The following is a 21841-nucleotide window of genomic DNA, read 5'->3' on the forward strand; positions in this document are numbered from 1 at the left end:
GCGCTCACCGAGCCACCCCCACGTGGGCGATGTCCTCCGCGTACAACCGGGTCCGGTCGTCGGCGGAGAGGTGGCAGGCCACCAGGTGGCCGGGCGCGCCCGCCGGGCGCAGCTCCGGGACCTCGGTGCGCGAGCGGTCGCCGTTGCGGCCGGCGTACCGGCAGCGCGGGTGGAAGGCGCAGCCGGGCGGCAGGTTGATCAGGCTGGGCGGGTTGCCCTTGATCGGCACCAGGTCCGCGTCCGCGTCGCCGTGCAGCGAGGGCACGCTGGAGAGCAGGCCCCAGGTGTACGGGTGCTGCGGCCGCCGGAGCACCTGCTCGACGCTGCCGTGCTCGACGGCCCGCCCGCCGTACATGACCAGCACCTCGTCGGCGACCTGGCTGACCACGCCCAGGTCGTGCGTGATCATGATGATCGCGGAGTGGAACTCGGCCTGGAGGTCGGCCAGCAGGTCGAGGATCTGCGCCTGCACGGTCACGTCCAGGGCGGTCGTCGGCTCGTCGGCGATCAGCAGGTCCGGGTCGTTGACCAGCGCCATGGCGATCATCGCCCGCTGCCGCATGCCGCCGGAGAACTCGTGGGGGTACTGGTCGAAGCGGCGGGCCGGCTGCGGGATGCCGACCCGGCCCAGCATGTCCACCGCGCGCTGGCGGGCCTCGCGCTTGCCGGCCTTCGGGTGGTGCACCCGGTACGCCTCGGCGATCTGCCTGCCCACCGTGAAGTACGGGTGCAGCGCGGACAGCGGGTCCTGGAAGATCATCGCCATGTCCCGGCCGCGCAGCCGGCGTACCTCCTCCTCCGGCAGGCCGACCAGTTGGCGCCCGCCGACGGAGATCTCCCCCGTGATGGTGGTCCGCTTGGCGTTGTGCAGGCCGAGGATGGCCAGCGAGGTGACGCTCTTGCCCGAGCCCGACTCACCGACGATGCCGAGCGTGCGCCCCCGCTCCACCGCGAACGACACCCCGTCGACCGCGCGCACCACGCCGTCCTCGGTGTCGAAACGGACCCGCAGGTCGCTCACCCGCAGGTACGGGTCCTGGCCGGAGCGCTGCTCCGGCACGCTGGGGCGGCCCGGTTCCCCGGACGACGCCGACTCCGGACTGCCCACGACCGCCTCCCTCAGTGACGAAGAGAACCTACAGGAAATCACTGAGGGTGAAAATAAGCTACATAACCGAGGGCTGTCAGCGGGCCACAGCGTAACGACTCTGCAACGGGCTCCGACACCCCCACCAGCACATCCACCGCCACAACTGGGACATCCGACGCACCTCAGGTGCGACCATGGCTGCGTCAGTCACGGGAGGATCCCGTCGATGAGGTGGAGATGACCATGACCGCAGCGGTGTTCGGCCACGACGGCCCATGGACCGAAGAGGAGTACCTCGCCCTCGGCGAGACGCAGGACCGCGTCGAACTCTTCGACTGGAGCCTTCACGTGACCCCAGGACCCACCCCTCTTCACCAGAACATCTCCGGCGAGTTGCGCGCCGCGCTCCGGGCACCGGTCCGGGCAGCCGGCCTACGCGTGCTGGAAGCGGTGAACGTCCGGCTCCGGCCGGGACGCATCCCGATACCCGACCTTGTGATCACCAACGACGTCGATCTCCGCGTGCTCGTCATCGACGCCCGCGATGTGCGGCTGGTGTGCGAGATCATCTCACCGAGCAACGCCGCGACCGACAAGGTGCTCAAGATGCACTACTACGCGGCGGCCGGCATCGAGTGGTACCTCCTCGTGGAGCAGGAGAACCTGACCATGCACCTGTACCAGCGGCAGGGCGCCCACTACGTCGAGCGGTCGGTGACCAAGGCCGGCGACGAACTGGAGCTGACCGAGCCCGTACGGGTCACGATCCGGCCGGCGGACCTGCTCGCCTGACGGATGTCGGTGGGCTCGCCTAGGGTCGGGCGCATGAGCGAGCGAATCATCGACGCAGCCCGGTGGTGCCTCATGACGGCACGGAACGCGGCGAAGTGACGTCGTGACCGAGTTCGACGCGGCGGCCGCCGCGGTGCAGGCCGCGCTCGACGCGGGAGCCCGGTATGCCGACGCCCGGGTCATGCACCGCCGCTACGAGTCCATGTCGGCCCGCAACGGCGACATCGAGGAGCTGACCCAGGACGAGAGCATCGGGCTGGGCGTCCGCGCGCTGGTCGGGTCGAGCTGGGGCTTCCACGCCGTACCGGACCTGTCCGACGCCGCCGCCCGCGAGGCCGGCCGGCGCGCCGCGCGGATCGCCGCGGCGAGCGCGCGGGTCCCGGGGCCGCCGATCGACCTGGTGCCGGCCCCGGCGGTGACCGCGAGCTGGGCGTCCCCCTGCGTGGTGGACCCGCTCGGCGTGCCGCTCTCCGACAAGGGCGACCTGCTGGTCGGTGCCACGCGGACGATGGCGGAGCACGGCGCCGACGTGGCCGAGGGCCTCTACCAGGTCTGGGACACGGCCAAGTGGTTCGTCTCCAGCGAGGGGCACCGGATCGACCAGCGGATCCGCGAGTGCGGCGGCGGCATCTCCGCCACCGCCGTCGGTGACGGGGAGACCCAGCGCCGCTCCTACCCGAGCTACCGAGGTCAATACGGCACCACCGGCTGGGAGCTGGTCACCTCGCTCGACCTGGCCGCGCAGGCGGCGCGGATCGCCGAGGAGGCCCAGGCGCTGCTCACCGCGCCGCCCTGCCCCGCCGGCGAGACCGACCTCATCCTCGGCGGCGAGCAACTCGCCCTGCAGATCCACGAGTCGGTCGGGCACGCCATCGAGCTGGACCGGATCCTCGGCTGGGAGGCCGCCTTCGCCGGCACCTCCTGGTTGGACCTGGCCCAGCTCGGCTCTCTGCGCTACGGCTCCGAGCTCATGAACGTCACCATCGACCCCACCATCCCCGGCGCGCTCGGCAGCTTCGGCTTCGACGACGAGGGCTCCCCGGCCGTCAGGCGCGACGCGGTGCGCGAGGGGCGTTGGGTGGGCGTGCTCGCCGGCCGGGACTCGGCCGCCGTCGCCGGCCTGGACCACGGCGGCAGCGTACGCGCCGACGGCTGGGCCCGGCTGCCGATGGTGCGGATGACCAACGTGGGCCTGGAGCCCGGCCCGCACACCCTGGAGGAGATCGTCGCCGCCACCGACGACGGGGTGCTGATGGACGTCAACCGCTCATGGTCGATCGACGACAAGCGGCTCAACTTCCAGTTCGGCTGCGAGATCGGCTGGGAGGTGAAGAAGGGCCGGCGCGGGCGGATGCTGCGCAACCCCACCTACACCGGCATCGGTCCCCTCTTCTGGCGCTCGATGGACATGCTCTCCTCGGAGACCGTCGCCTGGGGCACGCCCAACTGCGGCAAGGGCCAGCCCGGCCAGGTCGGCCACACCGGCCACCCGGCCGCGCCGGCCCGCTTCCGCAACGTCCGGGTAGGAGTTCGTGCGTGAGCGCGAGGAATGAGCGAGCGCAGCGAGCGAGTCCCGCAGTCGCGAACGAAGAGGGATGCGGTGAGCGCGAGGAATGAGCGAGCGCAGCGAGCGAGTCCCGCAGTCGCGAGCGAAGGGGGTGCAGCATGAGTGAGCTGGAGATCGCCGGTCAGGTGGTGGAGTTGGTCCGCCGGCTCGGCGGGCCCGACGCGCAGGCCGAGGCGGTGGTCACCCGAGCCGACCTGGCGCTGACCCGGTTCGCCAACTCGTTCATCCACCAGAACGTGGCCGAGTCCGGCGTCGAGGTCCGGCTGCGGCTGCACGTCGGCGGGCGCACGGCCGCCGGCAGCGGCAGCGTGGTCACCGCCGACGGGCTGCGCGCGCTGGTCGAGCGCACCCTCGCCGCGGCGCGGCTCTGCCCGCCCGACCCGGCCTGGCCGGGCCTCGCCCCGCCGGCGCCGGCGCCGACCGCCGCGGCCTTCGACGAGGCCACCGCGTACGCCGAGCCGGACGAGCGGGCCGAGTTGGTGCGCGCGTTCGTGGCGGCGGCCGGCGGGCTGGAGGCGGCCGGCTACTGCCGCACGGCGCACCGCTCCTCCGCGTTCGCCAACTCGGCCGGGCACTCGGCGTCGGGCCGCGCCGCCGAGGCGGCGATGGACGGCATCGCCCGCACCGGCGGCTCCGACGGCGTGGCCCGGTTCTGCGCCGACCGGCTGGCCGAAGTCGACGGTGCCGCGCTCGGCGCCCGGGCCGCGGCCAAGGCGCGCGCCGCGGCCGACCCGGTCGAGTTGCCGCCCGGCCGCTACGAGGTGGTGCTGGAGCCGGCCGCCGTCGCCGACCTGCTCCAGAATCTCTCCTGGTTCGGCTTCAACGGCAAGCGGTACGCCGAGCGGCAGTCCTTCGCCGAGCCGGGGGCGGCCCAGTTCGACCCGGCGGTCACCCTGGTCGACGATCCGCTCGGCGGCTCCGGGCTGCCGTTCGACGTCGAGGGCACGCCCCGGCGCGCCGTGACCCTGGTCGAGGCGGGCACCACCCGGGCGGTGGCGCACGACCGGCGCACCGCCGCCGAGGCCGGCGCGGCCTCGACCGGACACGCGCTGGCCGGCGCCGCGACGTGGGGCCCGATGCCCCGCAACCTGCGCCTGCACGCGGCCGGGCCGACGGGCGCCGGAGCCACCGGCGGCGGACCGGCAGCGACGTCGGGCGCCGACGCGGCGGGCTCCGCCGTACCGGGCACGGCGGGCGCGGGCGGCGGCGTGCCGGGTGCGGTGGTCGACGGGGACACCGCCGGGCTGGTCGGTCGGGTGCGGCGGGGGCTGCTGGTCAGCGACCTCTGGTACACCCGGGTGCTCGATCCGAAGAGCCTGGTCGTCACGGGCCTGACCCGCAACGGCGTCTGGCTGGTGGAGGACGGCGTGGTGACCCGGGCGGTCCGCGACCTGCGCTTCACCGAGTCCTACCCCCGCGCCCTCGGTCCCGGCGCGGTGCTCGGCGTCGGCAGCCGGGCGGTACGCCAGCCGGACCGGACGGACGGCGTCTGGTGGGAGGCCCCGCCGCTGCGACTGGCCTCCTGGAACTTCACGGGCGGCGCCTCCGGCTGACCCACGGCCCGCTGCACGGATCGGAGCCCGACCCGGCCCGCTCCACGACGGATTCCGGGCCGGCGACGCTTCCGGGTGAGTCGCGCGCGTACGCCGGACAGGCAACCGGTGAGGTTCTTAACATCCGGACATCGATCATCGTTCGGGGCTTTCCACCGGCCGGGACACACGGGACACTGCCTTGCGCGGACGGCCCGCAAAGATCGGCGTAACGTGTGTCACTTAGCTGCGCCGTATCGCCGGCGCGGTCGTTGGTGTGCGCATGACGTGGCAAGCGGGTGCGGGTTCGCCGGTCCGCGTGCCGACCGGAAACTGATCCGCCCGCGCGTGCGGGCCCCGTCAGGGAGACGACTCGAATGACATCAACGGCAACGAGGCCGCGGGGAGCGCGGGCACGCGCCGCCATCGCGGCGAAGACGTTGCGTACCGATCGCTGGTGGCTCGCCCCACTGCTCACCGTGATCGGGCTCGGCGCGTGGGTCGCGTACGCGACGGTCCGGGTCTTCATGCACGACTACTACTGGGTCGACGCGTACCACTACCTGACCCCGTTCTACTCCCCCTGCGTCACCGAACGGTGCGTCGAGGGCTCCTCGCACTTCGGCAGCTTCCTGCCCGGCTGGTGGATCATTCCGGACGCCGCGCTGACCCTGCCGTTCCTGCTGCTGTTCCGCCTCACCTGCTACTACTACCGCAAGGCGTACTACCGGTCGTTCTGGCTGTCGCCGCCCGCGTGCGCGGTACCGGACGGGCACCAGTCGTACGGCGGCGAGACCCGGTTCCCGCTGCTCGGCCAGAACCTGCACCGCTACTTCTTCTACGCCGCCGCCGTCATCTCGCTGATCAACACCTGGGACGCGATCCTGGCCTTCCACTCGCCGAAGGGCTTCGGGTTCGGTCTGGGCAACATCATCCTGCTCGGCAACGTGGTCATGCTGTGGGCGTACACGATCTCCTGCCACTCCTGCCGGCACATCATCGGCGGGCGGCTCAAGCACTTCTCCAAGCACCCGGTGCGCTACCGGGCCTGGACCTTCATCTCCGCCCTGAACGTCCGGCACATGCAGCTCGCCTGGATCACCCTCGGCACCCTGGCCCTGACGGACTTCTACGTCATGGCGGTCGCGGCGGGCTGGTTCAACGACCTGCGGTTCATCAACTAGAGGGCCCCTGACATGACCAATCCTCACCACCACCCGAGCTCTACCACGCGAATCGAACGGCACCACTACGACGTCGTCGTGATCGGGGCCGGCGGCGCCGGCCTGCGCGCGGCGATCGAGGCCCGGCTCGCCGGCAAGAAGACCGCCATCATCTCGAAGTCGCTCTTCGGCAAGGCGCACACGGTGATGGCCGAGGGCGGCGCCGCCGCCGCGATGGGCAACGTGAACAGCCGGGACAACTGGCAGGTGCACTTCCGCGACACCATGCGCGGCGGCAAGTTCCTCAACAACTTCCGGATGGCCGAGCTGCACGCGAAGGAGTCGCCGCAGCGGATCTGGGAGCTGGAGACGTACGGCGCGCTCTTCGACCGCACCAAGGACGGGAAGATCTCGCAGCGCAACTTCGGCGGCCACGAGTACCCGCGCCTGGCGCACGTCGGTGACCGGACCGGCCTGGAGCTGATCCGCACCCTCCAGCAGAAGATCGTCTCCCTCCAGCAGGAGGACAAGCGGGAGCACGGCTCGTACGACGCCCGGATCAAGGTCTTCGCCGAGACCACCATCACCGAGTTGCTGCTCGACGGCGACCGGGTCGCCGGCGCGTTCGGCTACTACCGGGAGTCCGGCGAGTTCGTCCTCTTCGAGGCGCCGGCCGTGGTGCTGGCGACCGGCGGCGTCGGCCGCTCCTACAAGGTCACCTCGAACTCCTGGGAGTACACGGGGGACGGGCACGCGCTGGCCCTGCGCGCCGGCGCGACGCTGATCAACATGGAGTTCCTCCAGTTCCACCCGACCGGCATGGTCTGGCCGGTGTCGGTGAAGGGGATCCTGGTCACCGAGTCGGTGCGCGGCGACGGCGGCGTGCTGAAGAACTCCGACGGCAAGCGGTTCATGTTCGACTACGTCCCCGACGTCTTCCGCAAGCAGTACGCGGACAACGAGGCCGAGGCGGATCGCTGGTACAAGGATCCGGACAACAACCGGCGTCCGCCGGAGCTGTTGCCCCGCGACGAGGTGGCCCGGGCGATCAACAGCGAGGTCAAGGCCGGCCGGGGCACCCCTGCCGGCGGCGTCTACCTGGACATCGCCTCCCGGCTGCCGGCCGAGGAGATCCGCCGCCGCCTGCCGTCGATGTACCACCAGTTCAAGGAGCTGGCCGACGTCGACATCACCAAGGAGCCGATGGAGGTCGGCCCGACCTGCCACTACGTGATGGGCGGCGTGGAGGTGGACCCGGACTCGGGCGCCGCGTACGGCACCGTGCGGGGGCTCTTCGCCGCGGGTGAGGTCTCCGGCGGCATGCACGGCTCCAACCGGCTCGGCGGCAACTCGCTTTCCGACCTGCTGGTCTTCGGCAAGCGCGCGGGCGGCCACGCCGCCACGTACGCCGACAGCCTGCCGGCCCGCCCGAAGGTCCACGTCGCGGCGGTGGAGGCCGCGGTGGAGACCGCGCTGGCACCGTTGCAGCGGGACACCGGCGAGAGCCCGTACACCCTCCAGCAGGACCTCCAGGCGGTGATGGGCGACCTCGTCGGGATCATCCGGCGCGAGGGCGAGCTGGCCGACGCGCTGACCCGGCTGGCGGAGCTGCGCGAGCGGGTGGCCAAGGTCAGCGCGAGCGGCGGCCGCCGCTACAACCCGGGCTGGCACCTGGCGCTGGACCTGCGCAACATGCTGGTGGTCTCGGAGTGCACCGCCAAGGCGGCGCTGGAGCGGCAGGAGTCGCGCGGCGGCCACACCCGGGAGGACTACCCGGCGATGGACCCGATGTGGCGCCGCGTCAACCTGGTCTGCTCGCTGGACGGCGACACCGTGCGCCTGGAGCGCAAGCCGCTGCCGAAGATGCGCGCGGAGCTGATCGGCCTCTTCGACCGCGCGGAGCTGGCCAAGTACCTCACGGACGAGGAGCTCGCCGAGTTCGACGCCCTCGTCGCCGACGCCGAGGCCGAGGAGGCGGGCAAGTAATGGCGGAGCAGAAGTCCCCCGGGGCCGGCAAGCCCGGCGCCAAGCGCCAGTTCCGCATCTGGCGCGGCGACGAGAACGGCGGCGACCTGCAGGACTACATGGTCGAGGTGAACGAGGGCGAGGTGGTCCTCGACGTCATCCACCGGCTCCAGGCCACCGACGCCCCCGACCTGGCCTGCCGGTGGAACTGCAAGGCCGGCAAGTGCGGCTCCTGCTCGATGGAGATCAACGGCAAGCCGCGGCTGAGCTGCATGACCCGGATGTCCACCTTCACGGAGGACGAGACGGTCACGGTCACCCCACTGCGCACCTTCCCGGTCATCCGGGACCTGGTCACCGACGTCTCGTTCAACTACGAGAAGGCGCGGGAGACCCCGGCGTTCGCGCCGCCGGCCGACCTGGCCCCGGGCGAGTACCGGATGCAGCAGGTCGACGTGGAGCGCTCGCAGGAGTTCCGCAAGTGCATCGAGTGCTTCCTGTGCCAGAACGTCTGCCACGTGATCCGGGACCACGAGGAGAACAAGCAGGCGTTCTCCGGGCCGCGGTTCTTCATCCGGGCCGCGGAGCTGGACATGCACCCGCTCGACGCGAAGACCGACCGCAAGGAGTACGCGCAGGCCGAACAGGGCCTCGGATTCTGCAACATCACCAAGTGCTGCACCGAGGTCTGCCCGGAGCACATCAAGATCACGGACAACGGGATCATCCCCATGAAGGAGCGGGTCGTCGACCGCAGGTACGATCCCCTCGTGTGGCTTGGTAGCAAGATCTTCCGGAGGGGTCAGGTGCCTCAGACCATCGTGACCAGCGGGCACGCCAGCGGTGCGGTGCACGGCAGCGTGGCCCACGGGGGCGTGCACTCGCACGCTGGCGGCTCGCACGACTCGCAGTCCGAGGTGCAGGCGCAGCGCGGCGTCAACTGGCACCGCGAGGTGCCGAAGCCGACGGCGCCGGCCGTGGACACCCACGGCAGGCTTCCGCTGACGGAGCTCACCTTCGACCGGGCGGCGGCGCCGTCGCCGTTCGGCGAGGACGTGACCTTCCCGCTGCCGCCGGAGCACCTGAACTTCGCCCACCCGGAGCAGGACAAGCACTGAGGGCGTCGACGATGACGGGGGCCGCGGCTGTTGCCGCCGGCCCCCGTCCCGTTTTCGCCCGAGTGTCCGCTTCGGCTCAGCCGGGCGCGAGGATCGGGCGGAGGGCGGCGACGATGGGGGCGTCGGCCGGCAGCCAGGTGACGCTGTCCAACTCGTCGGCGGAGAGCCAGCGCAGTGCCGAGTGCTCCAGCGCCCGCGGCTGGTCGCCGTGCAGCAGGCGGGCCGCGTACACCTTGAGCACGGAGCGGCCGTGCGCCATCCGGACGTTGCGGCCGACCCGGTCGCCGATCTCCACGCGTACGGCGAGTTCCTCGGCGCACTCGCGGACGAGCGCGGCGGTCTCGCTCTCGCCCGGCTCCACCTTGCCGCCGGGGAACTCCCACATGCCCGCCACCTCGGGCGGGGCGGCCCGGGCGCAGGCGAGCACCCTGCCGTTCCTGATGATCGCCGCCCCGACGACGACCCTCAGGTCCCGTCGCTCGGCCTGCCCGCCGCCGTTAGCCCGTTCGGTCCGCACGGGCGTCCAGCGTGCCAGATCAATCGGCGGTTTGGGTAGCGTGGCCGACCGTCAGGGCAGGAGAACACGGAAGTGTGGGCGTGGACACACCCACCGTGCGACGACAGACTAGAGGGCACCGACAAGACACGGGACGGCGACGATTTGGCCACAAGCCGGCAACGGCGCCTGGGAGGTGCGGTGATGCGCGTGCTGTTCAACGGCCGGGCGAAGCACGACTACCTCAGCGACGCCCTCACCCTGCTCACCGGTTGGACCCGGGAGGGTGAGCAGATCCGACGGACCCTCGTGATCGACGACACGCAGCACGCGGCCCTCACCGAGCGGGTGAAGGTGGTCGCCGACGCGCTGCACCTGCGGCCCGAGATCAGCCGCCGCGCCGACCACACGCACATCAAGGTCGGGCACGGCAACGCCCCACTGACCGAGCGCGAGGTGCTGCTGGCCGCTCGCATCGAGGACGCGTACCGCGCCGTCACCCAGCCCTGATCCACGCGCCGGCTACGCGGCATCCTGGGGGTACCAGCGCAGCTCGACGGAGTTGCCGTCCGGGTCCCGCACGTAGAGGGAGGTTGCGCTGCCGCGCGCGCCGAACCGGCCCACCGGCCCCTCCAGGACTGTGAACACCCCCGCGTCGACGGCGTGCTGCCAGTCCAGCGGCTCCACCACCAGGCAGAAGTGGTCCACGTTGGATTCGCCCCGGTCCCGACGGACGAGGTCGATGATGGTCTCCGGGCTGACGCGTACCGACGGGAACGGGACCTTGCCGGCCCGCCACTCGTCGACCCGCACCGGGGCCAGGCCCAGCACGTCGCAGTAGAAGCCCAGCGCCCGCTCGACGTCGGAGACGTTGAGCACCAGGTGGTCGAAGCCCGTGACCCGCACCGCGCTCACTTCGCCTCCAGGTCGTGGGCCTGGCGCAGCCAGTCGGTGAACAGGGCCGGGTCGACGTCGGCGAGGGTCCGCAGCTTCACCGCGGCCATCTGCCGGGCGCCCGGGACGAGCCGCCCCGACGGATCGGTGATCTCCCGCCCGCGCCACAGCCCGAAGGTGACATACCCGGCGTACGCCTTCACCAGGCAGACGGGTCGCCGGCCCGGTCGGTCGCCGAGGCCCCAGACCGGGTGGCCGTGCCACACCGCCCCGGTCGCGCCCGGCAGCGCCGCCTCGATGACGGGGAGGAGCTTCTCGCCGATCTCCCGCAGCGGGGCGTCGAGGCCCGCCAGGTAGTCGGTCACTGTCGTCGTTTCCATGACCCCCACGATGCGCCGCCCGGCCCGGCCGACCAAGACGCGATCGCACTACGATCGTTGAGCCGGATTCAACGACGGGACACCGACGTGCTGGAACGCCACGAGCTGGAGACCTTCCTGACGCTCGCCGAGGAGTTGCACTTCGGCCGGACGGCCGAACGCCTGCGGGTGACGACCGGGCGGATCAGCCACGTGGTCAAGAAGCTGGAACGTCGCATCGGCGCCCCGCTGTTCGCCCGCACCAGCCGGGTCGTGCAGCTCACCCCCATCGGCCGGCAGCTCGCCGACGACCTGGCGCCGCTGGTCGCCGGCATGGACGAGGCGGTACGCCGGGCCGTCGAGGCGGGGCGGGGCGTCACCGGGCGGCTGCGGGTCGCCTTCCTCGGCGAGTGGACCGCCCCGGCGTTGCTCAAGGCCGTCGCCCTGTTCGCGCAGCGCCACCCGGACTGCCAGGTCGAGGTGCACGAGGTCCAGCTCTTCAACTCGCGGCCGAGCCTGGTGGACGGCTCGATCGACATCCTGATGGCCGCGTACCCGTTCGACGGGATGGCCTGCGGGCCGGCGCTGCTGGAGGAGGAGCGGGTGCTCGCGGTGCCGGCGGGGCACCCGCTGACCCGGCAGGAGTCCGTCTCCCTGGAGGTGCTCGGCGACCACCCGGTGGTGCAGTACCCGGCGGTGACCTCGGCGGAGTTCAAGCGCGACCGCACGCCCGAGCACACCCCGTCGGGGCGGCCGGTGCCGAAGGGGCCGGCCGGCAACACCTTCTCGGAGATGCTGACGTTGGTCGCGATGGGGCGGGGCGTGCTGCCCGTGGGCGAGCACACCCGGCGCTACTACCCCCGCCCCGACGTGGCGTACGTGCCGATCCGCGACGCGCCCCCGATCCGGCGCGGCCTGGTCTGGCGGGAGAGCAACACCACGGCCCGGGTCCGCGAGTTCGTCCGGGCCGCGACCGACGCGAACGTACGCTGACCCGCGCCACCAACGAGTTTCCGCCCCGGCGGCCGTCTCATTGATCTTGGGCTGGCGCACCCGGCCTACCGTGGGGGTCATGGCCAACGCGACGTACGACCGCAAGGAGCAGTTCCAGCAGATCCAGAGCGGCCTGCTCCAGGGGGAACAGATCATCGCCGTCTACGACGCCGTCGGCACGGGCACGGGCTTCATCGGCCTGACCGACCGGCGCGTGATCATCCAGGACCGCTCCTTCGTCGGCAAGCGGTACGCCATCACCAGCATCCCGTACTCGAAGATCACGAGCGTCAGCGTGGTCAGCAACAAGTCCTGGGGCGGCTCGTTCTTCTCCACCGGCGCGATCGCGATCCACGTCGGCACGCACACCTACGAGGTGGAGTTCCGCGGCGCCCAGAAGAGCCACCACGTGCACAACGTGATCCTGCACCACATCAGCTGAGCTGCTCGGCGCGGCCGAAGTTCTCAGCGCCTGAGCGGGCGGCGGGTACAGGGGCCGTCGTGGCCGGCCCGGAGCAGGCGGCGTCGGCCGTCCGGCGGCAGCGTGGTCACAGAAGACCCGGTGGCGCAGGTGCTGGGCGTCCCCGGCGGAGACCGTGGGCTCGACACCCGGGGGCCTGACCCGCTACGCCCGCGAGTGGAACACCATGGCTGTCAACGCACGTGTTTGACACCCCGGGTGTTCCACTCGCCGGCGACGGGGAGACGGCGGCATGGCAGCGGTCCACGCCGTGCCCGATCAGGGACCGTGGGGGGTCGGCCCGGACAGTCACGGATTCGTCGACACCACAGGCCTCACTGCTGGTCGAGCAGGAACGGCACGTCCGGGCAGGTCAGGCACACGAAGATGCGCAGCGCGCCATAGCGACCGACGACCACCCCGGTCGGCTCGTACGGGTCGTCGTCGTCCGGTGCGCCGTCCGTTCGGGTCGGGCGCCACCGGTCGGCCCCGTGCTCCGAGGAGTCGATGACGAGGGCCAGCGTGGTGGGACCGGCGCAGCGGGGGCACGGCGTCGGGAGCAGGTCCGTGAGGCTCCACCGGGCGTACCCGCCGACCTTCCATCCGGGCGCCATGAAGGTGTCGAGGTACTCCTCGTCCGCCTCGGCGAGCTCCCGCAGGTCCGCCGGCAGCTCCTCGATGTACGGATACTCGACGATCTGCTCCGGGTGCAGCCGGCACGGCTGGGGCACGTACCCTTCCGCCCCGGTCTCACCGCGCGGCGGCTCCGTCAGCGTGGCGGTGACGTCCGCCTCCCGCCGCCACCGCAGCTCCACGATCGGCCCCCACGGCGGCGTGTCGTGCTCGAACGGGCACCACAGCACCTGCAACAGGTCCGCCCCGCCGGGCCGGGGCAGGTCCGGGACGTCCGCCGCGCGCAGTTGCGCCAGCGCCACCATCGGGTTCGGCCGGGGGTGGGATCGCGGCCCGTACCGGTAGCCCACGGTCGGGCCGCCGTTCACCGAGCCCCAACCGCTGAAACCCGGGCCGACCAGCCGGGCGAGTTCCTCGTGCAGCTCGATCTCGCCGTCGGCCAGCACGTGGGCCACCGTACGGCGGCTCTCCGCCTCGCGCATCCGGGTCAACAGCTCGGCCGGGATCGGCACCTCCTCCTGCACCATGCACGGGGTGGCGCAGGTGGGCCAGGGCTCGTCGGCCGGCCACAGCAGCGGCCCTCCGACGTGGCTCTCCGTGGCTGTGACCGTCCCGCGGCGGGGGTGCAGCCGGGTGGCCGTGCGGCCGAGCTTCTCCAGCCCGGGGTAGCGGGCGAGTACGTCGGGTGCCAACGGCGCAGTGATCATGGCGAGATGGTAGGGCTCACCGCATCCACCGCCGACGCCGGACCACCGGTCACAGTGGACCTCCGGTGCAGCCGCCATCCCGCTGCCGTCCAGCACAACCCCCAGAGCAGGAAGAGCGGCGACCACAGCAGCAGGTCCCACCGTGCCAGTTCGCGGGCCAGCGCGGCGTGCCCGGCCGGGGGCGGGCGGACTCCGGTCAGCAGCAGCGTGTCGCCGACGAAGCCGAACCCCAGCACCCCGATCGACCGGGCGATCATGAAGACCCCCAGCGTCCCGGCGATCGCGAGCAGCAGGCGGCGCGGGAGGGCCGCCCGCCAGGGCCGCAGCGTGGCCAGCGCGACCACGACGCCGACCACGGCGGCGGTGGCCAGCACCCAGTGGCTCGCCACGAACAGCGGGTCTCGCGCGAGCAGCCGTTCCCGCATCTCCGGGGGCAGCGGGTCCTTGTCGGCGAGCGCGTTGACCCCCAGCGCCTGCGCGAGTTTCATCGAGCCGTAGGCCGCGGCGCAGGCCGCCGCCCCGTACGCGCCCCAGCGCGCGCGATCAGGCCGCGACACGCTTCGTCGCCGTCGCGTAGGACCGGATCGTCTCCAGGAGCAGCCCGATCACGACGAGCCCGAGGACCGCGTGGTACCACTGCCAGCCCACACCGATGCCGACGAGGCCGTCCACGACCATGATCATCGCGCCGGCTCCGACGGCCAGCAGCATGCCGGCGAGCGCCAGCAGCATCATCGTCCTCGGCACCCGACGCCCCAGCGTCGTCACCGTGGCGACGGCGAGGCACGCGGCCAACAACCCGGTAGCGGTCGCCGACCACTGCGCGGTGGCCACGCCCATGACGTCGCGGGCGTAGCTCTCGTGCTCGGCGGCGGACACGACCGGGCCACCCGGGAACCCGAGCCGGGACTGTGCGGCGAAGACGGCCTTTCCCGCGGCGTACCCGAGGAACAGCACCGCCAGGGCGTACGCCGGCCATCGCCGGGAGTGAACGTTGTCGACCATGGCTGCGACCGTAGCCGCGGCCGACCCCCGTCCCACTCCCGTTCCGGGGGGATCCGCCTCCCCAAGGGGAGGGAACAGCGGGGGCTACCGGTCGCGTGGCCGGAGGCCGCGCAGCGCCGTGTCCACCACCCGGTCGGCGTACTCCGGGGTCAGGGGGCCGGTGCGCTGGAGCCACCGGTTGAGGACCGGCCCGAACAACATGTCGACGGCCACGTCGAGTTCGACGTCCTCGGCCAACTGCCCCGCACGCTGGGCGGCGCGCAGGCGCTCCTTCTTCAGCTCCCGCATGGGCTCGTCCAACCGCTTCGCGTAGTCGGCGGCCAGGGCGGGATCGTGGACGATCTCGGTGTGCAGGGCGCGCATGGGCTGGTCGTAGCGCGGGTCGTTCAGTTCCGCGACGGTCGCCCGCAGGACCACCTTCAGGTCGGCCGCCAGGTCACCGGTGTCGGGTAGCGCGCCACCCTGGCCGTCCTGCCCCTCCGTGGTGAGCGCGAGAAAGGCGTCGAACAGCAGCGCGCCCTTCGAGGGCCACCAGCGGTAGATGGTTTGTTTGCCCACGCCGGCGGCGGCGGCGATGCCCTCGATGCTGAGCTTCGCGTACCCCACCTCGCCGACGAGGTCGAAGGCGGCGGCAAGGATGGCTCGCCGCGCGGTCTGGCTGCGGCGGCTGGCGTCGGGGGCGACCTTCTGCGTGGGCACGGGTCCAATCTAACAAGAGAGACGAGACGGTCCGTCTTGACAGTCGGGCCCGATCGGGTAGGGTCGCCCCAACAGCGAGACGAGACGATCCGTCTCGTCTGACGGAAGGACTCCCCCATGGAAACCTCAGGCACCGCCGCGTCCCGGGTCTGGTTCATCACCGGGGCCAGCCGTGGCCTCGGCCGCGCCTTCACCGAGGCCGCGCTCGCCGCCGGTGACCGCGTCGTCGGTGCCGCCCGCGACGTCTCGCCGCTCGACGACCTCGCCGCCCGACACCCCGACCGGCTGCTGGCACTGCGCCTCGACGTCACCGACCGCGAGGCGGTCGTCGACGTCGTCGCCCGGGCGGTGCGGCACTTCGGCCGGCTCGACATCGTGGTGAACAACGCCGGGGCGCTCTTCGCCGGCATGGTGGAGGAGTTCACCGAAGCCGAGGCCCGCGCGCAACTGGACCTCAACTTCTTCGGCGCGCTCTGGGTCAGCCAGGCCGTCCTGCCGCACCTGCGCACCCAGGGCGCCGGGCACATCGTGCAGATCTCCAGCATCGGCGCGCTCGGCGGCTTTCCCAGCACAGGGCTCTACAGCGCGAGCAAGTTCGCACTGGAGGGCATGAGCGAGGCACTGGCCGCCGAGGCCGCCCCGTTCGGTGTCAAGGTCACCATCGTGCAGCCGGGCGGCTACTGGACGGACCTCTACACCAGCAGCAGGGCGACCACCCCGCACCCCGCCTACGACCCGCTGCGGGCGGAACTGGCGAAGCGGTGGGCCGAGGGGTCCATCGACAGCGAGCCACGGCTGGCGGCCGAGGCCCTGATGACGCTGGTCGCCAGCGACGACCCGCCGCTGCGACTGCTGCTCGGCAGCATGGTCTACGACCTCGCCCTCGACATCTCGAAGCGACGCATGGACACCTGGGCGGGGTGGGAAGAGGTGAGTCGCGCCGCCGAGAAGGCGGTCCCGGCACCGGGGGCCGCGCTGACCTGAGCCGTCGCCGCGAGGAGGTTGAGGCGCCCAGGTCAGGCGGGCCTGACCTGGGCGAGCTGCACGAGAAGCTGGACCACGCCGTACGCCTCGATGACGCCGGCTGCAGCGGCGATCTCGCCGGACGTGCGCCGGCGGCCGTCGGCGAGGAGCGGACCTTGACGCGTGGGGCTGCGCCCCCGGTGTGCCCCCAGAGCGCGGGCACACCTTCCTGACCTGCGGAAACGGGCCGGAATCAGACGTTGAAGCGGAACTCCACGACGTCGCCGTCCTGCATCACGTACTCCTTGCCCTCGATGCGGACCTTGCCCGCCGCCTTGGCCGCCGCCATCGATCCGGCGGCGACCAGGTCGGCGTAGGAGACCACCTCGGCCTTGATGAAGCCGCGCTGGAAGTCGGAGTGGATGACCCCCGCGGCCTCCGGCGCGGTCGCGCCGACCGGGACGGTCCAGGCCCGCGCCTCCTTGGGGCCGGCGGTGAGGTACGTCTGGAGCCCGAGCGTGCGGAAGCCGACCCGGACGAGCTGGTCCAGGCCCGGCTCCTGCTGACCGATCGACTCCAGCAGCTCGCGGGCCTCCTCCTCGGGCAGGTCCACCAGCTCGGACTCGATCTTGGCGTCCATGAAGACGGCCTCGGCCGGGGCGACCAGGGCGCGCAGTTCGTCGAGGAACTCGGCGTTGCCCAGCTCGGCCTCGTCGACGTTGAAGACGTACAGGAAGGGCTTCGTGGTGAGCAGGTGCAGCTCGCGCAGGTGCTCCAGCTCGATGCCCGCGTCCTTGGCACCCGCGTAGAGGGTGACGCCGGTGTCGAGCAGCTCGACGGCCTTCTTGGCGGCGGTCACCGCGGCGGCCCGGTCCTTGCGGAGCTTGGCCTCCTTCTCCAGCCGCGGCACCGCCTTCTCCAGGGTCTGGAGGTCGGCGAGGATCAGCTCGGTGTTGATCGTCTCGATGTCGTCGGCCGGGGAGACCTTGCCGTCGACGTGCACCACGTTCGGGTCGGAGAAGGCCCGCACCACCTGGCAGATCGCCGAGGCGTCGCGGATGTTCGCCAGGAACGCGTTGCCCCGACCCTGCCCCTTGGAGGCGCCGCGCACCAGGCCGGCGATGTCGACGAACGACACGGGGGCGGGCAGCACCTTCTGCGAGCTGAAGATCTCGGCGAGCTTGTGCAGCCGCTCGTCCGGCAGCCCGACAACGCCGACGTTGGGCTCGATGGTGGCGAACGGGTAGTTCGCCGCGAGCACGTCGTTCTTGGTCAGCGCGTTGAACAGGGTGCTCTTGCCGACGTTGGGCAGGCCGACGATGCCGATGGTGAGACTCACGACGAGCCAGCTTACGCCGTTCGCCGCCGCCCTTGGAGAGGCAGGTTCCACCCCGGCGGAAAACGGCCGCCGGAGAGCGCCCGACCGTTGTTACGGTGCCACGGTTCCGCGCGAGCGACCCCAAGGAGGCGGGATGAGCCGGCTGCCGGAGCTGTACGTCGCGGTCGACGTGGAGGCGGACGGGCCGATCCCCGGGCCGTACAGCATGATCTCGCTCGGCATGGCCGTCGCCGGCCACCCCGAGCTGACCTTCTACACCGAGCTGAAGCCGATCTCCGACGAGTTCGTGCCGGCCGCGCTCGCCGTCTCCGGCCTGGACCGGGACCGGCTGCTGCGGGAGGCGCCCCCGGCCGAGGAGGCGATGGCGCCGCCGCGAGATGGGTCAACGGCCTGCGCAAGATCGGCCGCCCGGTGTTCCTCGCCGCCCCGGCCGTCTGGGACGGCATGTTCGTGCACTGGTACTTCACCCGGTTCGTCGGGCACAGCCCGTTCGGCGCCACCGGTTCCGGTGTCGACCTGCGCAGCTACTGGATGGGGCTGACCGGCTGCGAGTGGGTGCGGACCCGCAAGGGCACGATCAAGCACGAGCTGGGCCTGACCGACGTGCCGCACACCCACCACGCCGGGGAGGACGCCGCCGAGCTGGCCCAGGTCTTCGACGCGGCCCTGCGCCGCCGCGGCCGGGAGCGGTAGGAGTCAGCCGAGCAGGCGCGGCCCGATCGGGGTCTCCCGCACGCTGCCGTCCGGGCCGCGGCTGACCTCGTACGCGCAGACGCCCGGACGGTCCGCGACCGCCTCGACCAGCCGCTCGCCCCGGTAGAGCAGACCGGTGCCGTCGTCGGTGCAGTGCGCGGTCGGCAGCGTGCCGTCGCCGACCAGCCGGTGCATCAGCGGCCGGCGCTGCTCCTCGCTGTCGTAGTGCACGCCGTTGCCGTAGGGCAGCCAGCCCAGCCCGTCCGTGAAGCCGCGCAGGGTGGTGCCGAAGCTGTCGGTGGCACCGCCGGCGTGCCAGCAGATCGAGCCGGCGGAGACGCCGCCCAACACGACGCCGGCCTCCCAGCACTCCCGCAGGATCTCGCCGAGGCCGTGCACCCGCCACACCGCGCAGAGGTTCGCGACGCTGCCGCCACCCACCCAGATCACGTCCTGGGCGAGCAGGTGGGCGCGGATGTCGTCGACGTTCGGCATCGGGAAGAGCGCCAGGTGCGTCATCCGGAACCGGCTGCCGGCGAACGCCTCGTAGACCCGGGCCAGCGTGGTCGGCTGGTCGCCCTCGGCCTGGTTGAGGAAGCAGAGCCTCGGCTCGGGCCCGGCCCCGGCCAGCTCGGCGGCGAGGTCGAAGACGGGGTTGACCCGCCGGGCCCCGCCCTCGCGGCGGGGAGCGTAGATGCCCATGCTGGTGGCGAGGATGGTCGGTTCGCTGGCGGGCACGGTCGTCCTTCCGTCGGTGTCGGCGCCGCCCATCCTGCCGCGCCGTCGGTCAGTCGCGGGGGCCGGGCTGGCGCGGGACGACCGGCTCGATCCGCAGGGCGCCCGGGGCCAGTGCCCCGGCGGCGGCGAGCGGCAACGTGAAGCGGGCCTCGGCGGCGGGACCCGCCGCGTACGACTCGCGGAGCATCCAGCGCACCTCGTCGGCCGTCCAGCCCAGCCCGGGGCGGCCGGCGATCTCCCGGACCAGGCGCAGCGCCACCCGGGTGTCGTCGTCGTAGAAGCGCATGCACCAGTGGTGCACCCACATGCCCAGCGCGCGGAGCCCGTCGGCGTCCAGCGAACGCACCAGCCGACCGCAGGCGGTGTCGCCGAACGCCCGACCCGGGTCACCGGCCCGGTCCCGCTCGATCGCGCCGACGGCGGACGGGGCGACCGCGCGCATCCGGTCGTAGAAGCCCTGCACCACCGCGTCGTCCAGCGGGGGGTGCCCGTCCCGTGTCGACGCCGCTTCCCGACCCGCCACGCTCGCCATTGCCGCACCCCTTCTTGAGTTGGTGGCCCGGACGGTACCGACCACAACCGACACTTTCCGCGCCGGACGTCCCGTTCCCACCCGCACGGCCGCGTCCGATTTCCGCGAGCCGGGGGCGCCGAGCAGGGGCATCATCGGTGACGTGGAATTGGACTTCGAGCGGTGCTACCGGGCCGTCGACAGCCGCGACCAGCGGTTCGACGGCTGGTTCTACACCGGCGTGACCTCGACCGGGATCTACTGCCGGCCGTCCTGCCCCGCGATGACGCCGAAGCGGCAGAACGTCCGGTTCTTCCCCTCCGCCGCGGCGGCCCAGGGCGCCGGGCTGCGCGCCTGCCGGCGGTGCCGGCCGGACGCCGCCCCCGGCTCCCCGCACTGGGACGTCCGGGCGGACGTGGTCGGCCGGGCGATGCGGCTCATCGCCGACGGGGTCGTCGACCGGGACGGCATCCCGGGGCTGGCCGCCCGGCTCGGCTACACCGAGCGGCACCTGCACCGGATGCTGCGGGCGGAGATGGGCGCCGGCCCCCTCGCCCTGGCCCGGGCGCAGCGCGCGCAGACCGCCCGCACCCTGATCGAGACCACCGGCCTGGGCATGGCGGAGATCGCGTTCGCCGCCGGGTTCGGCAGCGTCCGGCAGTTCAACGACACGGTCCGCGAGGTGTACGGGACGGCCCCGTCCGAGCTGCGTACCGCCCGCGGCCGGTGCGCCGCGCCGGGCGGGGCGGGCACCATCACGCTGCGGCTCGCGTACCGCCCGCCGCTGCACGCGGGGGCGCTGCTGGACTTCCTCGCGCTGCGCGCGCTGCCCGGCGTCGAGGAGGTGCGCGACGGGACGTACCGCCGGGGCCTGCGGCTGCCGCACGGCCCGGGCGAGGCGACCCTGACCCCGGCGGACGGGCACGTGACCGCCACCCTGCGGCTGACCGACATGCGCGACCTGGCCCCCGCGGTGGCCCGCTGCCGCCGCCTGCTCGACCTCGACGCCGACCCGGTCGCCGTCGACGGCACCCTCGCCGCCGACCCGGCCCTGGCCGGGGCGGTCGCCGCCGAGCCGGGCATCCGTCTCCCCCGCTCGGTCGACGGCTTCGAGATGGCCCTGCGCGCGATCGTCGGCCAGCAGGTCTCCGTCCGCTCGGCCCGCACCACCCTCACCCGCCTGCTGGACCACCTCCGTCCGCCCGTCCCCGGCCCCTCCGACACCGGGGAGGGGCCCGGGCCGTGGCTGGCCGGCTTCCCCACCGCGGAGGAGGTGCTCGGGGCGCCGGACGAGGTGTTCGGGATGCCGGCGGGGCGGCGGGCGACCATCCGGGCCCTGGCCGGGGCCGTCGCCGACGGGTCGCTGGACCTGGCGCCCGGCGGGGACCGGGAGGAGACCGTCCGGCGGCTGCTGGCGCTGCCCGGGATCGGCCCCTGGACCGCCGGCTACGTCGCGATGCGCGCCCTCGGCGACCCGGACGTCCTCCTCCCCACCGACCTCGCGGTGCGCCGAGGCGCCGCCGCCCTCGGCCTGCCCGACGCCCCGTTGACCCTCGACGCGTACGCCGACCGCTGGCGCCCCTGGCGCTCGTACGCGGTGATCCGACTCTGGAGAGCAGCATGAGCATGAACGACAGCACCGTCGTCGACACCCCCGCCGGACCGCTCAGCATCGTGGCCGGCCCGGACGGGGCGGTCCGGGCGGCGGGCTTCACCGGCGAACCCGAGCACCTGCTCCCCCTGGTGCACCCGACGCTGCGGGCGCCGCTGCGGCGCCGGGCCGACCTCGGCCCGGTCACCGCCGCCGTCGCGGCCTACCTGGACGGGGAGCTGACCGCGATCGACACCGTGCCGGTGGAGCAGCACACCGGCGGCGTCTTCATGGCGCACGCCTGGCAGGTGCTGCGCGAGGTGAAGCCGGGTGATCCGGTGACCTACACCGGGTTCGCCGGGCTGGCCGGCCGCCCCGCGGCCGTACGGGCCGCCGCGGCGGCCTGCGCCCGCAACGCGGTCGCCCTGTTCGTCCCCTGCCACCGGGTGCTGCGCACCGACGGGACGCTCGGCGGCTACCGCTGGGGGCTGGACGTGAAGAAGTGGCTTCTCGGGCACGAGCGGTCGTGACGG

Annotated in this window: 24 protein-coding genes; 13 read left to right on the top strand and 11 right to left on the bottom strand. The window is 72.7% G+C overall.

Annotation, left to right across the window (positions count from 1 at the left end; all coding sequences use genetic code 11):
• Positions 1–4: 4 nt before the first annotated feature.
• Positions 5–1060: an ABC transporter ATP-binding protein gene (locus ABT006_RS07460; protein WP_350704163.1), complete on the bottom strand. Its 1056-nt coding sequence runs from the start codon at positions 1058–1060 to the stop codon at positions 5–7.
• A 273-nt stretch (positions 1061–1333) separates the two neighbouring features.
• Between ABT006_RS07460 and ABT006_RS07465 the strand changes: the two genes are divergently transcribed.
• The 6 genes from ABT006_RS07465 (at position 1334) to ABT006_RS07490 (ending at position 9227) form a co-directional block, all read left to right on the top strand.
• Positions 1334–1882, top strand: a complete 549-nt coding sequence (locus ABT006_RS07465) for a Uma2 family endonuclease (RefSeq protein WP_350703898.1) — start codon at positions 1334–1336, stop codon at positions 1880–1882.
• Between the two features lie 103 nt (positions 1883–1985).
• The gene (locus ABT006_RS07470) at positions 1986–3422 is read left to right on the top strand and encodes a TldD/PmbA family protein (protein ID WP_350703900.1); all 1437 of its coding nucleotides are present in this window, start codon (positions 1986–1988) and stop codon (positions 3420–3422) included.
• Positions 3423–3547: 125 nt separating this feature from the next.
• The gene (locus tag ABT006_RS07475; protein WP_350703902.1) at positions 3548–5002 is read left to right on the top strand and encodes a metallopeptidase TldD-related protein; all 1455 of its coding nucleotides are present in this window, start codon (positions 3548–3550) and stop codon (positions 5000–5002) included.
• A 356-nt stretch (positions 5003–5358) separates the two neighbouring features.
• Positions 5359–6165 (top strand): succinate dehydrogenase subunit SdhC, encoded by an 807-nt coding sequence (sdhC, locus tag ABT006_RS07480; RefSeq protein ID WP_350703904.1) that lies wholly within the window; start codon positions 5359–5361, stop codon positions 6163–6165.
• A 12-nt stretch (positions 6166–6177) separates the two neighbouring features.
• The gene (locus ABT006_RS07485; protein WP_350703906.1) at positions 6178–8130 is read left to right on the top strand and encodes a fumarate reductase/succinate dehydrogenase flavoprotein subunit; all 1953 of its coding nucleotides are present in this window, start codon (positions 6178–6180) and stop codon (positions 8128–8130) included.
• Positions 8130–9227 carry a succinate dehydrogenase/fumarate reductase iron-sulfur subunit gene (locus ABT006_RS07490; protein WP_350703908.1) on the top strand — a complete coding sequence of 366 codons (1098 nt, stop codon included), beginning with the start codon at positions 8130–8132 and terminating at the stop codon, positions 9225–9227. The genes ABT006_RS07485 and ABT006_RS07490 overlap by 1 nt, the downstream gene beginning before the upstream one ends.
• Positions 9228–9303: 76 nt before the next feature.
• On the opposite strand, the gene ABT006_RS07495 is transcribed toward ABT006_RS07490, so the two are convergent.
• Positions 9304–9744 (bottom strand): (deoxy)nucleoside triphosphate pyrophosphohydrolase, encoded by a 441-nt coding sequence (locus tag ABT006_RS07495; RefSeq protein WP_350703910.1) that lies wholly within the window; start codon positions 9742–9744, stop codon positions 9304–9306.
• 183 nt (positions 9745–9927) lie between these two features.
• Here ABT006_RS07495 and ABT006_RS07500 point away from each other — a divergent pair, with 183 nt between their 5' ends.
• Positions 9928–10233, top strand: coding sequence for a 4a-hydroxytetrahydrobiopterin dehydratase (locus ABT006_RS07500; RefSeq protein WP_350703912.1), 306 nt, complete (start codon positions 9928–9930; stop codon positions 10231–10233).
• Between the two features lie 12 nt (positions 10234–10245).
• On the opposite strand, the gene ABT006_RS07505 is transcribed toward ABT006_RS07500, so the two are convergent.
• Positions 10246–10638 carry a VOC family protein gene (locus ABT006_RS07505; protein ID WP_350703914.1) on the bottom strand — a complete coding sequence of 131 codons (393 nt, stop codon included), beginning with the start codon at positions 10636–10638 and terminating at the stop codon, positions 10246–10248.
• On the bottom strand, positions 10635–10997 hold the full coding sequence (locus ABT006_RS07510) for a DUF1801 domain-containing protein (protein WP_350703915.1): 363 nt from the start codon (positions 10995–10997) through the stop codon (positions 10635–10637). The genes ABT006_RS07505 and ABT006_RS07510 overlap by 4 nt, the downstream gene beginning before the upstream one ends.
• An 87-nt stretch (positions 10998–11084) precedes the next feature.
• Here ABT006_RS07510 and ABT006_RS07515 point away from each other — a divergent pair, with 87 nt between their 5' ends.
• Both ABT006_RS07515 and ABT006_RS07520 read left to right on the top strand, forming a co-directional pair.
• A complete protein-coding gene (locus ABT006_RS07515; protein WP_350704165.1) occupies positions 11085–11969 on the top strand; it encodes a LysR family transcriptional regulator in 885 nt (294 codons plus the stop codon).
• Between the two features lie 79 nt (positions 11970–12048).
• Positions 12049–12411 carry a PH domain-containing protein gene (locus ABT006_RS07520; protein ID WP_091103067.1) on the top strand — a complete coding sequence of 121 codons (363 nt, stop codon included), beginning with the start codon at positions 12049–12051 and terminating at the stop codon, positions 12409–12411.
• A 353-nt stretch (positions 12412–12764) separates the two neighbouring features.
• On the opposite strand, the gene ABT006_RS07525 is transcribed toward ABT006_RS07520, so the two are convergent.
• The 4 genes from ABT006_RS07525 to ABT006_RS07540 all read right to left on the bottom strand — a co-directional run bounded on the left by ABT006_RS07525 (position 12765) and on the right by ABT006_RS07540 (position 15473).
• A complete protein-coding gene (locus ABT006_RS07525) occupies positions 12765–13769 on the bottom strand; it encodes a hypothetical protein (protein WP_350703918.1) in 1005 nt (334 codons plus the stop codon).
• Positions 13766–14326 carry a DUF3995 domain-containing protein gene (locus ABT006_RS07530; protein ID WP_350703920.1) on the bottom strand — a complete coding sequence of 187 codons (561 nt, stop codon included), beginning with the start codon at positions 14324–14326 and terminating at the stop codon, positions 13766–13768. The genes ABT006_RS07525 and ABT006_RS07530 overlap by 4 nt, the downstream gene beginning before the upstream one ends.
• Entirely contained in the window at positions 14313–14774 is a 462-nt protein-coding gene (locus tag ABT006_RS07535) for a hypothetical protein (RefSeq protein WP_350703922.1), read from the bottom strand. Before ABT006_RS07535 ends, ABT006_RS07530 begins: the two co-directional genes overlap by 14 nt.
• Positions 14775–14858: 84 nt before the next feature.
• Entirely contained in the window at positions 14859–15473 is a 615-nt protein-coding gene (locus tag ABT006_RS07540; protein WP_350703924.1) for a TetR/AcrR family transcriptional regulator, read from the bottom strand.
• Between the two features lie 117 nt (positions 15474–15590).
• On the opposite strand from ABT006_RS07540, the gene ABT006_RS07545 reads away from it, so the two are divergent.
• A complete protein-coding gene (locus ABT006_RS07545; RefSeq protein ID WP_350703926.1) occupies positions 15591–16457 on the top strand; it encodes an SDR family oxidoreductase in 867 nt (288 codons plus the stop codon).
• Positions 16458–16689: 232 nt separating this feature from the next.
• Here ABT006_RS07545 and ychF read toward each other — a convergent pair whose 3' ends face one another.
• Positions 16690–17775 (bottom strand): redox-regulated ATPase YchF, encoded by a 1086-nt coding sequence (ychF, locus tag ABT006_RS07550; RefSeq protein WP_350703927.1) that lies wholly within the window; start codon positions 17773–17775, stop codon positions 16690–16692.
• 411 nt (positions 17776–18186) lie between these two features.
• Here ychF and ABT006_RS07555 point away from each other — a divergent pair, with 411 nt between their 5' ends.
• On the top strand, positions 18187–18468 hold the full coding sequence (locus tag ABT006_RS07555; RefSeq protein ID WP_350703929.1) for a hypothetical protein: 282 nt from the start codon (positions 18187–18189) through the stop codon (positions 18466–18468).
• Between the two features lie 3 nt (positions 18469–18471).
• Here the strand turns inward: ABT006_RS07555 and ABT006_RS07560 are convergent, their stop codons facing one another.
• On the bottom strand, positions 18472–19206 hold the full coding sequence (locus ABT006_RS07560) for a Type 1 glutamine amidotransferase-like domain-containing protein (RefSeq protein ID WP_502890881.1): 735 nt from the start codon (positions 19204–19206) through the stop codon (positions 18472–18474).
• Between the two features lie 49 nt (positions 19207–19255).
• Entirely contained in the window at positions 19256–19738 is a 483-nt protein-coding gene (locus ABT006_RS07565; protein ID WP_350703931.1) for a hypothetical protein, read from the bottom strand.
• A gap of 142 nt (positions 19739–19880) precedes the next feature.
• Between ABT006_RS07565 and ABT006_RS07570 the strand changes: the two genes are divergently transcribed.
• Positions 19881–21341 (top strand): AlkA N-terminal domain-containing protein, encoded by a 1461-nt coding sequence (locus ABT006_RS07570; RefSeq protein ID WP_350703933.1) that lies wholly within the window; start codon positions 19881–19883, stop codon positions 21339–21341.
• Complete coding sequence (locus tag ABT006_RS07575; protein ID WP_350703935.1) at positions 21338–21838, top strand: methylated-DNA--[protein]-cysteine S-methyltransferase; 501 nt, start codon at positions 21338–21340, stop codon at positions 21836–21838. Before ABT006_RS07570 ends, ABT006_RS07575 begins: the two co-directional genes overlap by 4 nt.
• Positions 21839–21841 lie beyond the last annotated feature (3 nt).

The sequence above is a fragment of the Micromonospora sp. NPDC002717 genome (assembly GCF_040295705.1).
Classification (GTDB): domain Bacteria; phylum Actinomycetota; class Actinomycetes; order Mycobacteriales; family Micromonosporaceae; genus Micromonospora.

Excerpts from the sequence above, each read along its gene's own strand:
- ABT006_RS07465 (WP_350703898.1), top strand. The coding sequence starts at position 1,334 with ATGACCGCAGCGGTGTTCGGCCACGACGGCCCATGGACCGAAGAGGAG.
- ABT006_RS07475 (WP_350703902.1), top strand. The coding sequence starts at position 3,548 with ATGAGTGAGCTGGAGATCGCCGGTCAGGTGGTGGAGTTGGTCCGCCGG.
- sdhC (WP_350703904.1), top strand. The coding sequence starts at position 5,359 with ATGACATCAACGGCAACGAGGCCGCGGGGAGCGCGGGCACGCGCCGCC.
- ABT006_RS07485 (WP_350703906.1), top strand. The coding sequence starts at position 6,178 with ATGACCAATCCTCACCACCACCCGAGCTCTACCACGCGAATCGAACGG.
- ABT006_RS07490 (WP_350703908.1), top strand. The coding sequence starts at position 8,130 with ATGGCGGAGCAGAAGTCCCCCGGGGCCGGCAAGCCCGGCGCCAAGCGC.
- ABT006_RS07500 (WP_350703912.1), top strand. The coding sequence starts at position 9,928 with ATGCGCGTGCTGTTCAACGGCCGGGCGAAGCACGACTACCTCAGCGAC.
- ABT006_RS07510 (WP_350703915.1), bottom strand. The coding sequence starts at position 10,997 with ATGGAAACGACGACAGTGACCGACTACCTGGCGGGCCTCGACGCCCCG.
- ABT006_RS07520 (WP_091103067.1), top strand. The coding sequence starts at position 12,049 with ATGGCCAACGCGACGTACGACCGCAAGGAGCAGTTCCAGCAGATCCAG.
- ABT006_RS07525 (WP_350703918.1), bottom strand. The coding sequence starts at position 13,769 with ATGATCACTGCGCCGTTGGCACCCGACGTACTCGCCCGCTACCCCGGG.
- ABT006_RS07535 (WP_350703922.1), bottom strand. The coding sequence starts at position 14,774 with ATGGTCGACAACGTTCACTCCCGGCGATGGCCGGCGTACGCCCTGGCG.
- ABT006_RS07545 (WP_350703926.1), top strand. The coding sequence starts at position 15,591 with ATGGAAACCTCAGGCACCGCCGCGTCCCGGGTCTGGTTCATCACCGGG.
- ABT006_RS07565 (WP_350703931.1), bottom strand. The coding sequence starts at position 19,738 with ATGGCGAGCGTGGCGGGTCGGGAAGCGGCGTCGACACGGGACGGGCAC.
- ABT006_RS07575 (WP_350703935.1), top strand. The coding sequence starts at position 21,338 with ATGAGCATGAACGACAGCACCGTCGTCGACACCCCCGCCGGACCGCTC.